We start from the raw sequence: 14160 nt of genomic DNA, 5'->3' as shown, positions 1-14160 counted from the left end.
TGTTGCGTGAGCCCAGACCCCAAAAAAAACGGCACCTTTCGGTGCCGTTCGTTTTCACATCCGGGGCTTTACTTGCGTGCCGCCTCCCATGATTTCAACAGCTCGGTGTAGCTCACGGTTTCGCCTTTAGGCTTCTCGTTCGCCAGTTTCGGCTTCGGTGCGCCCGGTTGATCGAACCAGTATTGCGCGTCGCGCTCAGGGTTCATCTTAGGTGCGCAGGTGGCTTGGGCCTTGGAGCGTTCCAGGCGGGTCATGATCGCATCCTGGTCCTTGGCCAACCCGTCGAGGGCCTGCTGCGGCGTTTTCTCGCCGCTGGCAGCTTCGGCGATGTGGCTCCACCACAATTGCGCCAAGCGTGGGTAGTCCGGCACGTTGGTCCCGGTCGGGGTCCATTGCACACGGGCCGGGCTGCGGTAGAACTCCACCAGGCCACCGAGTTTCGGCGCCAGGTCGGTCATCGCCTGGGAGTTGATGTCCGATTCACGAATCGGCGTCAGGCCCACGATGGTTTTCTTCAGCGACACGGTCTTGGACGTCACGAACTGCGCATAGAGCCAGGCCGCGAGTTTCTGTTTCTCAGGCGTGGACTTCATGAACGTCCAGGAACCCACGTCCTGGTACCCCAGCTTCATGCCCTGTTCCCAGTAAGGTCCGCGCGGCGAAGGTGCCATGCGCCATTTTGGCGTGCCATCGGCGTTCACCACCGGCAGGCCCGGTTTGGTCATGTCGGCAGTGAAGGCGGTATACCAGAAGATCTGCTGGGCGATGTTGCCTTGGGACGGCACCGGTCCGGATTCGGAGAAGGTCATGCCCGCCGCTTCCGGCGGCGCATATTTCTTCAGCCAGTCCACGTACTTGGTGGTGGCGAACACGGCCGCGGGGCCGTTGGTGTCGCCGCCACGGGTCACGCTGGAACCGACCGGATGGCAGTCCTCTACGCGAATGCCCCACTCGTCCACCGGCAAGCCGTTGGGCAGGCCCTTGTCGCCGCCACCGGCCATGGAGAACCAGGCATCGGTGAAGCGCCAGCCCAGGGACGGGTCTTTCTTGCCGTAGTCCATGTGCCCGTAGACGCGCTTGCCGTCGATTTCCTTGACGTCTTCGGAAAAGAACTTGGCGATGTCTTCATAGGCCGACCAGTTCACCGGGACACCCAGCTCGTAGCCGTACTTTTCCTTGAACTTGGCCTTCAGGTCCGCACGCTCGAACCAGTCGGCGCGGAACCAGTACAGGTTGGCGAACTGCTGGTCGGGCAGTTGATAGATCTTGCCATCCGGCGCAGTGGTGAAGGAGATGCCGATGAAGTCCTTGATGTCCAGGGTTGGCGAAGTGTAAGCCTTGCCTTCGTTGGCCATCAGGTCGGTGATCGATTCGGTCTTACCGTAGCGAAAGTGCGTACCAATCAGGTCCGAATCGTTGACCCAGCCGTCATAGATGTTCTTGTCCGACTGCATCACCGTCTGCATCTTCTCCACCACGTCGCCTTCTTGCAGCAGATCGTGGGTCAACTGGATCCCGGTGATTTCGGTGAAGGCCTTGGCCAGTACCTTGGACTCGTATTCGTGAGTGGTGAGGGTTTCCGACACCACGTTGATCTTCATACCGCGAAACGGCTCGGATGCCTTGATGAACCATTTGAGTTCTTCGAGCTGCTGGGCGTCCGTCAAGGTCGACGGTTTGAATTCACTGCCGATCCATTTTTTAGCGGCGTCTTCATAGGCGTCGGCCCAGGCCGCAGCGCTCAGCCCGCTGAGTGCCAGCATGGCTGCCAATGAAACGCTATGTCGCAGCTTATTGTTTTTATTGAACATAGAGACCTCCTGTTTGGGTTTAAGAGCCTGATCGGCGAACCTTCGCGACTAGCCCCACCGCATCACTGCCAACAGCCACACCCAAGACAACGCGAACGCTATCCAGATGCTCCAGTCGGTGGCGCCGATCACCAGCAGGTGCAGGTAGGCGCTACCGAGAAGACCGATAAACAACCGATCGCCACGGGTGGTGGCAATCGGCAGGAAACCACGCCGAGGGATACTCGGCGAACGCAACTCCCAGGTGGTCATGCCCACCAGAAACAAGGCGATAACCCCGAAAAATACCGCCGTGGGGACGGTCCAGTTCATCCATTCCATCATCGACTCCTCAGACCCGGCCCAGGGCGAAGCCCTTGGCCACGTGGTTGCGAACGAACCAGATCACCAGCATGCCCGGCAGGATGGTCAACACCCCCGCCGCCGCCAGCACCCCCCAGTCGATACCGGACGCCGATACCGTACGGGTCATGACCGCCGCGATCGGCTTGGCATTCACCGAGGTGAGCGTGCGCGCCAGCAACAGTTCGACCCAGGAGAACATGAAGCAGAAAAATGCCGTGACACCGATGCCGGAGCCGATCAACGGAATGAAGATCTTGACGAAGAACTTGGGGAAACTGTAGCCGTCAATGTAGGCGGTCTCGTCAATTTCTTTCGGCACCCCGGACATGAACCCTTCCAGGATCCACACCGCCAACGGCACGTTGAACAGGCAATGGGCCAGGGCCACGGCGATGTGGGTGTCGAACAACCCGATGGACGAATACAGCTGGAAGAACGGCAACAGGAACACCGCCGGCGGGGCCATGCGGTTGGTCAACAGCCAGAAGAACAGGTGCTTGTCCCCCAGGAACCGATAGCGGGAAAACGCATAGGCCGCCGGCAGCGCCACGCCCAGGGAAATCACCGTGTTCAGGCTCACGTAGTACAGCGAGTTCAAGTACCCGGTGTACCAGCTCGGGTCCGTGAAAATCACCTTGTAGTTGTGAAAGGTAAAGTCCGCCGGCCACAGCGTCAGGCTGCCGAGAATTTCAGTGTTGCTCTTGAACGACATGTTCAGCAGCCAGTAGATGGGCACCAGCAGGAACAGGATGTAGATCAACAGCGGAATCAGCTTTTTCTTGCTCATTGTGCGGGCCTCAACGGTTGGCGTCGGAGTGCGTCATGGCGGTGTAGAACAGCCAGGACACCAACAGAATGATCAGGAAATACACCAGGGAAAACGCCGCCGCCGGGCCCAGGTCGAATTGGCCGATGGCCATTTGCGTCAGGGTCTGGCTGAGGAACGTGGTGGCGTTGCCCGGCCCGCCGCCGGTGAGTACGAACGGCTCGGTGTAGATCATGAAGCTGTCCATGAAACGCAGCATCACGGCGATCAGCAGCACGCTCTTCATCTTCGGCAACTGGATGTGACGGAACACTGCCCAGTTCGACGCCCGGTCGATCCGCGCGGCCTGGTAGTACACGTCGGGAATCGCTCGCAGCCCCGAATAGCACAGCAGCGCCACCAACGAAGTCCAGTGCCAGACATCCATCACCAGCACGGTGACCCAGGCGTCCATGGTGTTGGCCGCGTAGTTGTAGTTGATGCCCAGGCCGTTGAGGGTCGAGCCCAGCAAACCGATGTCGGCGCGGCCGAAAATCTGCCAGATGGTGCCCACCACGTTCCACGGGATCAGCAGCGGAATCGCCAGGATGATCAGCACCAGGGACGACCATTTGCCCTTGGTCGGCATGGTCAGGGCGATGGCGATGCCGAGGGGAATTTCAATCAGCAGCACGCACGCCGAGTAGATGAACTGGCGCAGCAGCGAGTCGTGTAGCCGCGGATCGAGCAGCACCTGCTTGTACCAGTCGGCGCCGACGAAGTAGCGGCTGGATTGGTCGAAGATGTCCTGCACCGAATAGTTGACCACGGTCATCATCGGAATCACGGCGCTGAAGGCCACCAGCAGGAACACCGGCAATACCAGCCACCAGGCCTTGTTGTTCTGCACCTTGTTCATGGCTGCACCTCGCTCAACGGTTCCAGCAGGTATTCATCGGCATAGACCATCAGCCATTGGGCCGGAAAACTGATGTACGCCGTGCCTTCCGGCACCGGCTTGTCTTCGGCCAGGCGGACCTTCAGCGGTGCGCCATCGAGGTTGAGGGTCAGGATCTTGTAGGTGCCCAGGTCTTCGACGTGCACCACATCAGCCTGCATCGCGTCGTCGTAAGGGCCATCCCAGACATGCACGAACTCGGGACGGATACCGACCTTCAGGCTTTTGCCTTCGGCTTCGGCGATACGACGTTGCAAGGTTTCCGACAGCGGCAAGTGGGTCGAGGCGAAACCGACACCGCCGGGCTGCGCCGTGACCTCGATCAGGTTCATCCCCGGGCTGCCGATGAAGTAGCCGACAAAGGTGTGGCTCGGACGCTCGAACAAGTCCCGGGGCGTACCGAACTGCACGATCTGGCCGCCGTACATCACCGCGATCTTGTCGGCGAACGTCGAGGCTTCCAACTGGTCGTGGGTGACGTAGACCATGGTGATGTTGAACTGCTCATGGATCTGCTTGAGCTTGCGCCGCAGTTTCCATTTCAGGTGCGGGTCGATCACCGTCAGCGGTTCGTCGAACAGGATCGCCGACACATCGTCGCGCACCAGCCCGCGGCCCATGGAGACTTTCTGCTTCTCATCGGCGGTGAGGTTGCGGGCCTTTTTGTCCAGCAGGTTCTGCAGGTCCAGGACCTCGGCGATTTCCTGCACCTTGGTGTGGATCCGCGCTTCGGCCATGCCCTGGTTACGCAGCGGGAATGCCAGGTTGTCGAACACCGTCATGGTGTCGTACACCACCGGGAACTGGAACACCTGGGCGATGTTGCGGTGTTCCGGGGTCAGGTCGTTGACGACTTTGCTGTCGAACATCACCTGCCCTTCGGAAGGGCTGAGCAAGCCGGAAATGATGTTGAGCAAGGTGGACTTGCCGCAGCCCGAAGGTCCGAGCAGCGCATAGGCGCCGCCCTGCTCCCAGATGTGGTTCATCTCGCGGATCGCGTAATCCTCGGGGCCCGCCGGGGTGCTGGTGTAGCTGTGGGCGAGGTTCTGCAAACGAATTTCAGCCATCAGGCAACCCTCGCGATACGCTGCCCAGGGGCTTGGACCAGCTTGCCCTGGGCGTCGAAAACAAACAGTTTATGGGTCGGAATGTAGATGCGAATCGGCGCATCCACGTCGTACTCATGTACCCCTGGCAAGTGCAGCACCAGCAGGAAATGTTCGTTGCGCACGTGCAGGAACGTCTCCGAGCCGCTGATCTCGGCCACTTCGACGGTCACCGCCAGTTCGAGGTCGTCGTCGTTGCTCGGCACCAGGGAAATGTGACTGGGGCGCACGCCGAAACGGAACTCGCCCTCGCCCACCGGGCGCAGGTCGACGTTCAGCGGGAAGTGCACGAAATTGGCGAAGCTGACTTCATTGCCGGCGATACGACCCGGCATGAGGTTGATCGGCGGTTCGGAAAACAACTCGGCGGCCAGCACGGTTTGTGGCTGGTGATAGACAGAAGACGACTTGCCACTCTGAATCACCCGGCCCTCATGCAGGATCGTGGTCGTGCCGCCCAGGGCCAGCGCTTCGTTAGGCTCGGTGGTGGCGTAGACAGCGATGGTGTGGCGGGCCTGGAACAGCTCGCGCATTTCCTGGCGCAGCTCTTCACGCAGCTTGTAGTCCAGGTTCACCAGGGGCTCGTCGAACAGGATCAGTTCGGCGTCCTTGACCAGTGCCCGGGCCATGGCCGTGCGCTGCTGCTGGCCGCCGGACAACTCCAATGGATGACGTTTGAGGAATTTCTCGATCCGCAGCATCCTGGCGGTTTCCAGCACTTTGCTCTGGATGACTTCGTCGGACACACCGGCCTGGCGCAACGGCGAGGCGATGTTTTCGAAAACAGTCATGGTCGGGTAGTTGATGAACTGCTGGTAAACCATCGACACGTTGCGCAGCCGCACCGGGCGGTTAGTGACGTCGACGCCGTTCATCAGGATGCGGCCACTGTCGGGCTTGTCCAGACCGGCCATCAGGCGCATGAGACTGGTCTTGCCGGACAGCGTGCGGCCCAACAGGACGTTGAAGGATCCGGGTTCGAAACTCAGATTGGCATCGTCGATCCAGGTCTGGCCTTCGACGGTGCGACAGATGTGCTCAAGCTTTAATGACATGGCTCGGCCTTTTTATTATTTGGAGTCAAGCGACCCGAGTTGCAAAGCGAAAGCCGTGCCAGAAATCACAAGCCATTGACCTGGCTTATTTTTTTTAAAAAACCTGAGAAAAACACGTTCGCAGATGAACACAAGTGAACAGCCACGACTGAACAACTGAACAATTCACGGGTTGACAATGAACAATTTTGAACAACACTGAATGAACGTTTTCGGTTAGCCTGGCCATGCCCTTTGTGGGAGAGAGCTTGCTCGCGATAGCGGTGTGTCAGTCACATCAATGCTGCTGATCCACCGCTATCGCGAGCAAGCTCGCTCCCACAAGGTCTGTGTATTACGTGCTATTCAGGCTTGCCCCAGCACAAGGAGTCTGTGCGAGACTTGCCACAACAATAAAAACAGCACCTGCGAGAGTGCCCCATGGCCGCACCTGCTCCTGCCTTGTCCCACGAGGCCATCATCCAGGCCTCCTGGTCCCGTTGCCGCGCCTTTGGCCTGAATCACCAGAGTGTGCCGGCCTTCGATCAGTTGCCCGCCCAAGGCATCGCCCAGTTGCTGGAGAGCCAGCATTCGCTGGTGCAGACCACCCATCAGGAAGTCTTGCCGTATTACGAGAACATCCTGAGCAACTCCAATTGCCTGATCATGCTGGCCGACAACCAGGGCCAAGTGTTGACCTCCTGGGGCACCCAGCGCTTCATCGAGCCGAAACTGGCCCATGGCTTCAGTGCCGGGGCGAGCTGGATGGAGCGTTGCACCGGCACCAACGCCATCGGCACCGCGCTGGCCTGCGAACAGGCAGTGCATATCGAGCACGATGAACACTTCCTCAAGGCCAACCGCTTCATGACCGGCTCCGCCGCGCCGATCTTCGACGCCGAGCGCAAGGTCATCGCCGTGCTGGACGTCTCCAGCGACAGCTACCTGCCGCCGTCCCATACCCTGGGCATGGTCAAGATGATGAGCCAGACCGTGGAGAACCGGCTGATCCTCAATCTGTTTCGCGGTGAACACTTCCAGCTGACCTTCAACACCGGCTTGAACAACCTCGACAGCCAATGGGCCGGGCTGCTGATCTTCGATGAGAGCGGCCAGGTGCTTTCCGCCAACCGCCGGGCCGACAACCTGCTGGGCCTGAGCCTGTCCCGGGTGAGCATTGAAAGCCTGTTCAAGGTTTCGCTGCTGGAACTGCTGAACCAACCCGACGGCCTGCCGTTCGCCCTGCAAGCGTCTGGCAGCAATCGATTCCAGTGCTTGCTCAGGCGCCCGAGCCAGGTGTCGATCAGGGCACGGGTCTTCACCGAGGCGACGCCTGCGCCAGCCCCCGCCAGCAACGCCATCAGCCTCAATACCCTGCACTTCGGTGACAGCCGTGTGGAAAAAGCCGTGCGCCAGGCCGAGCGCTTGCTGGAGAAGGATATTCCGCTGCTGATCCATGGCGAGACCGGCGTCGGCAAGGAAGTGTTCGTCAAGGCCCTGCACCAGGCCAGTTCACGCTGCAAGCAGCCGTTCATTGCCGTGAACTGCGCGGCGATTCCCGCCGAGTTGGTAGAATCGGAACTGTTCGGTTATGAAAAAGGCGCGTTCACCGGCGCCAACCAGAAAGGCAGCATCGGCCTGATCCGCAAGGCCGACCGCGGTACGCTGTTCCTCGACGAAATCGGTGACATGCCCCTGCCGACCCAGGCCCGGCTGTTGCGGGTCTTGCAGGAACGTTGCGTGCAACCGGTGGGCAGCGCCGAGCTGTTCCCGGTAGACATCCGTATCATCTCCGCCACCAACCGCTCGCTGCGCGAACAGGTGCAACTGGGGCGGTTCCGCGAAGACTTGTACTACCGCATCGGCGGCCTGACCCTGGAACTGCCGCCCCTGCGCGAACGCAGCGACAAGCAGGCGCTGTTCAAACGCCTCTGGGAACACCACCGCGAACCGACCCAATGGGCCGGCCTGAGCCGTGAGGTCCTGGACTTGTTCGAACGCCATCCCTGGCCGGGCAACCTGCGACAGGTCAGCAGCGTGCTGCAAGTGGCCCTGGCGATGGCCGAGGAACAGCCGATCCGCCCGGAGCACCTGCCCGACGACTTTTTTGTCGACCTGGAAATGGAGCCGGTGGAAACACCGGAGCCATTGAGGGTGGACCTCAACGACGCCGAAGACTTGAACCGTCAATTGCAGGCCGTGGGCGGAAACATTTCACACCTGGCGCGACGGTTGGGCGTCAGCCGCAATACCCTGTACAAACGCCTGCGACAACTTGAGAGCTGATACAAACCCTGTCCCACAAAGTCTTCGTGGTGAATGCCGATTGCTTGAACACCCGCGAAACCTGTGGGAGGTTCGCTTCACTGACTGGCACCGCTGCAAAGAGGTGCCAGTCAGTTGGAACACCGGGTCAGTCGAACGCGCCATTGAGCACTTCGTAGATGAGGCCGCTGGCGATCGCCACCAGGATCAGGTCCGTGCCGACCTGTTGCCATTCATAACCGTCATAGTGCGGCAACCGCCCCAGCAGCCGGCCATCAAGCTTCTTGGCGATGCCGGGGGGCAACGGTTTGCCGCGGGCCAGGTTTTTCTGGATGCCCGGCGGCAAGGGCGGGCCGGGGCTCCAATAATCGCGATGACCGCCGATCAGGCTGAGCACACCGCCCCGGTCGATGCTGGGACCGTTATGCCAATCGCCACCGGGGTCGCCCTTGCCACTCTGATTGCCTTTGTTGCCGGGATTTCCCTGCCCGCCCTTGTTGCCCTGCCCGCCTTTACCTCCCTGTCCATGACCGGGGCCTTGATCGAATTGAGCATTCCCCTTGCCGTTACCCGGGTCCGCGACAACAATGCCAGGGCCCACCGCCAGGGCGAAACAGGTCACTGCGGCAATCAACGAACGCGATTTGAACATGGCAGTTCTCTCAAGAAAGGGATGTCCCCTGTAAAGATATAGAGACTAACGGTGATGTTAGCTCCATATCACGCTGCGCGCCGCTGGCCGACTGGATTACACCTGAATACAGCGATCAAGGAGTTTCATGCGCAAGGATTACCTGGCTTTTTTCGTCTCGATGTTCCTCTCCCGGCTGGCCGACCAGATCTTGCTGTTCATCGTCCCGCTGATTGTTTTCCAGACCACCCACAGTGTCGCCTGGGCAGGCCTGGCCTTCTTCGTCGAATCCCTGCCGCGCTATCTGGCGTTCCCAATCTGCGGCGCGCTGTGCGACAAGTTTCCGCCGATTCGCATCCTGCACATCAGCCAGGTCTATCGCGCCGTGGCCTGCGGCGTGGCGGTGCTGCTACATGGCGTTTTCGGCGGCATCTATTGGATCGTGGCGCTCTCGGCTCTCTGCGGCGTGTTGACCACCCAGGGCATCATGGCTCGCGAAGTGGTGATGCCGTACATCTTCAGGCACTACACCTACACCAAGACCCTGTCCTACTCGCAAATCGCCGACCAGACCGGCTTGGTACTGGGCCCGCTTATCGCCGCACTGCTGCTTGAGGTGTGGGCATGGCACTGGGTGGTGCTGGCGATTGCCGGGCTGTTCCTGCTGGCGGACCTGGCCATGGGGTACTGGCAGCGCACCAGCTCGGCCACCCTGGAAACCTTCGAACAACATCACGACCTCTGGCTGAACTCGCTGCGCGTTGCCTTCGGCCACATTCGCAACCTGGCGGAACTGAAAAAGATCATCAGCCTGGCGGTGGGCGTCAACCTGATCATCGGCGTCACCCTCGCCACGTCGGCGGCCATGGTCATCGGCCACTACGGCGCGGGCAAGGATGATTACGCCGGGTTGCAGGCGGCCGGTGCGCTGACCACCATCGTCATCCTGTTTCTCCTGGCCCGGGTGACCTTGCCCTTGAAACTGCTGGGTGCACTCTCCTACACGCTGATTACCGTCGGCGCCTTCGTCACCGCCCTCAGCCCGAACACAGGGGGCTATGTCGTCGGTTTCTTGCTGATTGTCGGTTTCGACAAAATATTCAACGTCTACTTTCGCACCCTGCGCCAGCAAGTCATTCCACCCCAGGACTTCGGCAAGACTGTCGGCGTCATCACACTGCTCAACAACCTGTCGCAACCGCTCGCGGGCCTGCTCGTCGCGGTGCTGGCTGCGCCTGCTGGTACGCAGGAGGTGATTCTGCTGCTGGCGGTTATCACCGGTCTGATCGGCGCCGCAGTGGTCTTGGTGAACAGGCATTCAACGCACGGAGCAAGCGTCTACCGCACCGAGACCGACTGATCCGGCCGGAGCGTCGGTTTGTATTATCAGTGACTTATTGTTGAGGCATGGTTGAAACGTTGCCAGCGTCGAGGACGTCTGCCCCGCCATTCGTCACCTGTCAAATGTCGGGGCCAACAAGCGAACCTGTCTGGCTCAGGGTTTGCACTGGCCTGTCTCAGCAGCCAAGAACGACGTAATTCTGACGCGGCGGCAAATTAATCAATGCTTGGTCAGCAAACGGAGATGTACCGTGTCAACTCTCAACGAAATCGCAGCGAACCACGCGAGAATGGCAAAGTTAAAGGAAGAAGAGTCGATGCGGCTGAGTGCGCTTCAGGGGCAGGTGGTGGGGAGTTTTGAAATGCCACCCATCGAGGCGCCGCAGGAGATGTCGCTGCACTTCATGACGGGGGGACAGGATCACTCGTTTGGAGAAGCGGCTGCACTGAGTTTTTGACCAAAGTGTTGATAGGCTCCGTCGCCCGCTTGCGCGCGGGCGACTCGGTTGTTCAGAGCTGCCTGGCTAAAGCCGCCGCAAGTATGCCCGCCGCAATCGCCGGCAACGGTTTTTTCAGGATCAGCATGACGACTGCCGTGGTGAGCAACGCCAAGCGCGCGCCGTTATCTCCTTTAACGGCCAGCGGAGCCAGCACTGCCACCAACACCGAGCCCGACATGGCCGTGATGAACTGCTGCACCCGATAGTTGATCGGCACGAACGACATCACGAAAACACCACCCCACCGAGTCGCCAATGTCACGACGGCCATTATCAATATGACCAGCAAGGTGCCATACCCCGCCGTTTCAACGTTCATTGTTTTTCTCCATCCACAACGCTCCCAGAATGCCTCCCGCCAAAGCTCCCACCACGACATGACTGTTAGCCGGTAAATACCAATAGGCCAACAGCGATGAGCAAGCCGCCACAGTCCAGATGATGAGCATGCGCAGGTTCTTTTTCCCGCCCACGACCATCGCCAACAAGAAACAGCCCATCACCATATCGAGCCCGAAACTGACCGGGTTCTCGATAGCGCTGCCAAAATGAAGCCCCAGCCAACTCCCCAGGGTCCAAGTGACCCACAGTGCAATGCCACCGCCAAATAAAATCCCCAGCCCCGGCTTGCCCTGACTGAACGCCTGCATCGCCATGGCCCAGTTGGCGTCCGAGACAACCAGCATCACACCGTAGCGTTTGGCAACGGGTAACTCCCGCAACCACGGGTAAAGCGTCGCACCCATCAATAAGTGCCGGGCATTGATGGCGAAGACGGTGATCATCAGCGGAACGACCGGCACGTGCTGCCCCCACAGATCCAACGCGGCAAATTGAGAAGCCCCGGCAAAAACCAGGGTACTCATGAGCACAGCTGAGGTGTCACTCAAACCCGTTTGCGCAGCCGCCAGGCCGAAAGCAACGCCGAACACGACGACGAACAGGGAAATGGGGAGCAACTGTTTGAAACCGTCGTATATGTGGTTGAGCGTCAGCGCGTGCAGGTGGGGTTCGACGTTCGACAAGACATGCCTCTTTGGAATATTTGCAACAAAGGCGCCAGTATGTCCGATGCAGGGTTCATGCGACCACCTCACGGCCAATCACGAAGGGCTTGCAGCGTCGATACCGCCCCCGCTGATGACAGGCATCCACCGAAGCCAATAGGTGAAGCGTGTCACAGATCAGACGCCCGCTTGAGCGGCCGGTGCAGAATGTCCAACACAACCGTTTACAAAACGGCAAGATAACCACCCTGGGTGATCTACGTGAGCCCCACCACGATCAAAGCAATCAATGCCCTGGAAACAGAGCACAGGATTTCTTGGAAGAAAGACAAATTCATGGAAAACAGGAGCCTTGCAAATGAGCACCACTGAACAAGTACAAGCCACAGGTAAATACAGCGCCAAATGGCAGGAACGTTTTAATTTCTTTGATACCTACGGCGCACCGAGCGACCCGCGATTCAAAGAGGCAGTCAAGGCCCTCCCTGGTTTCAAGAAGAAACTACTGGTCAGCGCCAACGTCATTGCATTCTTCTTCGGCCCCATTTACCTGTTCGTCCTGGGCCTGTGGAAGAAAAACCTGGCCCTGCTCGGCATCATGGTGGCGATCAATATCGTGCTGAGCGTGATTTTTACTCTCCTGGGCATGGACTTCCCAAGACCGCTGAGTACCGGCCTGAGCGTTGCGTTCTCGATGACCTATGCGCTCATGGTCAACTACTCCTTCTACCTCAAAGAGGTGAAGGGCGAGCAAAGCTGGAACCCGTTCCAAGGCATGCGTTTCTGATTTCACACTTGGAAGCCCGTACCGCATAAGCATACGGGCTTCGTCTTCGTTGTAACGCCGGCATCCCACCTGCTGAAACGTCTTAATTCACTGTTTCAACAGCACCGCATAATTGTTTAAAACTTCAGATGCAGAAAGCGCGGAGACAATCTCGAGCAGTTTCTGATTATGCCCGAGATACAGAGCATTGTATTTCAAGTCGGCCGGAAATGTGAGATTGGCAATGGCGGCCGCGGGAAGTTCGAATGTCACGCTTGCAACCTCGCCATTTGTAGGTAACAGCGTGCCTATCTTATAAAACACTTTTCCGTCAGAGACCTGTACATCCGAACTGCCTTGCGCCCTATAGGTCAACTCAAGCGAAGCCCCCTTCTTCAGAGCGACCAACTCTTCAGCAGATTTTATTTCCACTCTGAAAGGTGCGTGATTGAACGCTCCCAACGCTTGGATAATCTTCCTGAAACTTGATGCTTTTTGTTTCGAGTCGTCATACGGTCCTGACCAGTTCATATCCGGAGACACGATAAGGCTTGCCTCACGAGTAATGTCGTGATCACCGGTCTGACCAAGAAGAATAGACCTGAAGATATCCTTTCCCGCCAACTTGATGGAAAAAATGTCTAGATCCTTTTGGGTCAAGTAGAAGCGAAATAGCAGATCGAGTCTTGCCGGCGCAAGAGAATACGCAGAAATCGGACCTGGGTAATCAGGACGATTGATCACATAGCTTTGGATATTTTTCTCAAGCCAAGCAACCGAGCGTCTGGCCAGCTGTAGAGGCTCAGTCCTTTTAGAGAATTCTGCATAATCGTACAAGGCGATAGTTGCAATCAGATTCCCGTTCAGAACGGCTATTCTTTCAGCCACCGGGTACTCTTCAAACACCACGTCGTCACCAACAAACCTGGTAAATCCCCCCTCATCCAATGGCAGAAGATAAGACAGATAAATTTCCTCAGCCTTGTTTGCGTAATAAGCATCACCGGTTTTTTTCGCCATTTCCACATAGAATTCAAGGGCAACACCTTGGGTAAAAGCAGAAACCCATGGTGCCCTGAGCTGGAAAGGCCATGCATCGATATAATCATCCTGAAAAGCAAAGAAGAGGCCGCCGCCGTTCATCTTTTCAAAATTCTTCAGTTTTTTTTCACACACCGCAGCGTTTGCGAGGTCTCCGGAAAACGCTGCCTCAAGCCCTCGTACTGCCACCTTGCTTGGTGACCTGAAGTTTTTTGTCCTGCTGGACGTCCCTACCAAGGGATCACAATCTTTACTACTTCCAAACGCCCAAGGGTAATTGGGGGAGCCTTCGCTGTAAAAGTTAAACATACTTGATTGTGGCGCTCCCGCTGTAGTGCAAGAAATCGCCATGCAGCAAAGAAGCAGCAGTACTTTTTTTGACTTCAGAAACATAACAATGTAGCGCCTTATGAGAAATTCCATGCCCAAGCACCAAGGTACCCAATCAAGCCAAAATCAGCCAGGAGATAATCGCCGTCTTGCGCACCATACGACCCTCAACAAGCAGGCGAAGGTTAGCGTCGACCTGTTCAGCCGTCCATTAGTACCCCATAGCGTCAGGGACGGATCTCATTGCCAATAGCGGGATCTTCAACTCCCATCCCCGCTG

At 58.2% G+C, this 14160-nt stretch carries 14 protein-coding genes; 4 read left to right on the top strand and 10 right to left on the bottom strand.

The genetic code is table 11. From position 1 onward, the window contains the following. Window positions 1-68: 68 nt before the first annotated feature. From BLU85_RS04790 to BLU85_RS04765, 6 genes are read right to left on the bottom strand one after another with little or no spacing between them, the layout of a single operon-like run. Window positions 69-1811, bottom strand: a complete 1743-nt coding sequence (locus BLU85_RS04790) for an ABC transporter substrate-binding protein (RefSeq protein ID WP_092203746.1) — start codon at window positions 1809-1811, stop codon at window positions 69-71. Between the two features lie 48 nt (window positions 1812-1859). Then, entirely contained in the window at window positions 1860-2132 is a 273-nt protein-coding gene (locus tag BLU85_RS04785; protein WP_024776455.1) for a DUF2160 domain-containing protein, read from the bottom strand. 10 nt (window positions 2133-2142) lie between these two features. Then, a complete protein-coding gene (locus tag BLU85_RS04780; RefSeq protein WP_092203748.1) occupies window positions 2143-2943 on the bottom strand; it encodes a carbohydrate ABC transporter permease in 801 nt (266 codons plus the stop codon). Between the two features lie 10 nt (window positions 2944-2953). Beyond that, complete coding sequence (locus BLU85_RS04775; protein ID WP_030142069.1) at window positions 2954-3820, bottom strand: carbohydrate ABC transporter permease; 867 nt, start codon at window positions 3818-3820, stop codon at window positions 2954-2956. Continuing rightward, entirely contained in the window at window positions 3817-4926 is a 1110-nt protein-coding gene (locus BLU85_RS04770; RefSeq protein WP_092203751.1) for an ABC transporter ATP-binding protein, read from the bottom strand. The genes BLU85_RS04775 and BLU85_RS04770 overlap by 4 nt, the downstream gene beginning before the upstream one ends. Further along, complete coding sequence (locus tag BLU85_RS04765; protein ID WP_072406974.1) at window positions 4926-6020, bottom strand: ABC transporter ATP-binding protein; 1095 nt, start codon at window positions 6018-6020, stop codon at window positions 4926-4928. Before BLU85_RS04765 ends, BLU85_RS04770 begins: the two co-directional genes overlap by 1 nt. Window positions 6021-6440: 420 nt before the next feature. On the opposite strand from BLU85_RS04765, the gene BLU85_RS04760 reads away from it, so the two are divergent. After that, window positions 6441-8285 carry a sigma-54-dependent Fis family transcriptional regulator gene (locus tag BLU85_RS04760; protein ID WP_092203753.1) on the top strand — a complete coding sequence of 615 codons (1845 nt, stop codon included), beginning with the start codon at window positions 6441-6443 and terminating at the stop codon, window positions 8283-8285. Window positions 8286-8412: 127 nt separating this feature from the next. Here BLU85_RS04760 and BLU85_RS04755 read toward each other — a convergent pair whose 3' ends face one another. Next, a complete protein-coding gene (locus BLU85_RS04755; protein WP_092203755.1) occupies window positions 8413-8916 on the bottom strand; it encodes an anti-virulence regulator CigR family protein in 504 nt (167 codons plus the stop codon). Between the two features lie 127 nt (window positions 8917-9043). Here BLU85_RS04755 and BLU85_RS04750 point away from each other — a divergent pair, with 127 nt between their 5' ends. Further along, on the top strand, window positions 9044-10255 hold the full coding sequence (locus BLU85_RS04750) for an MFS transporter (protein WP_092203757.1): 1212 nt from the start codon (window positions 9044-9046) through the stop codon (window positions 10253-10255). Window positions 10256-10487: 232 nt separating this feature from the next. Then, window positions 10488-10694, top strand: coding sequence for a hypothetical protein (locus BLU85_RS04745; RefSeq protein ID WP_092203759.1), 207 nt, complete (start codon window positions 10488-10490; stop codon window positions 10692-10694). Between the two features lie 52 nt (window positions 10695-10746). Here BLU85_RS04745 and BLU85_RS04740 read toward each other — a convergent pair whose 3' ends face one another. Continuing rightward, entirely contained in the window at window positions 10747-11055 is a 309-nt protein-coding gene (locus BLU85_RS04740) for an AzlD family protein (RefSeq protein ID WP_092203762.1), read from the bottom strand. Continuing rightward, window positions 11045-11761, bottom strand: coding sequence for an AzlC family ABC transporter permease (locus BLU85_RS04735; RefSeq protein WP_092203765.1), 717 nt, complete (start codon window positions 11759-11761; stop codon window positions 11045-11047). The genes BLU85_RS04740 and BLU85_RS04735 overlap by 11 nt, the downstream gene beginning before the upstream one ends. 340 nt (window positions 11762-12101) lie before the next feature. On the opposite strand from BLU85_RS04735, the gene BLU85_RS04730 reads away from it, so the two are divergent. Continuing rightward, window positions 12102-12530, top strand: coding sequence for a DUF2628 domain-containing protein (locus tag BLU85_RS04730; protein WP_092203767.1), 429 nt, complete (start codon window positions 12102-12104; stop codon window positions 12528-12530). An 87-nt stretch (window positions 12531-12617) separates the two neighbouring features. On the opposite strand, the gene BLU85_RS04725 is transcribed toward BLU85_RS04730, so the two are convergent. Continuing rightward, the gene (locus BLU85_RS04725; protein ID WP_092203769.1) at window positions 12618-13973 is read right to left on the bottom strand and encodes a D-glucuronyl C5-epimerase family protein; all 1356 of its coding nucleotides are present in this window, start codon (window positions 13971-13973) and stop codon (window positions 12618-12620) included. Between the last annotated feature and the right edge of the window lie 187 nt (window positions 13974-14160).

Origin of the sequence: Pseudomonas sp. NFACC14 (genome assembly GCF_900106885.1) — a bacterium.
Lineage (GTDB): Bacteria > Pseudomonadota > Gammaproteobacteria > Pseudomonadales > Pseudomonadaceae > Aquipseudomonas > Aquipseudomonas fluorescens_AA.
This window is presented reverse-complemented; position numbering and strand designations above follow the sequence as displayed.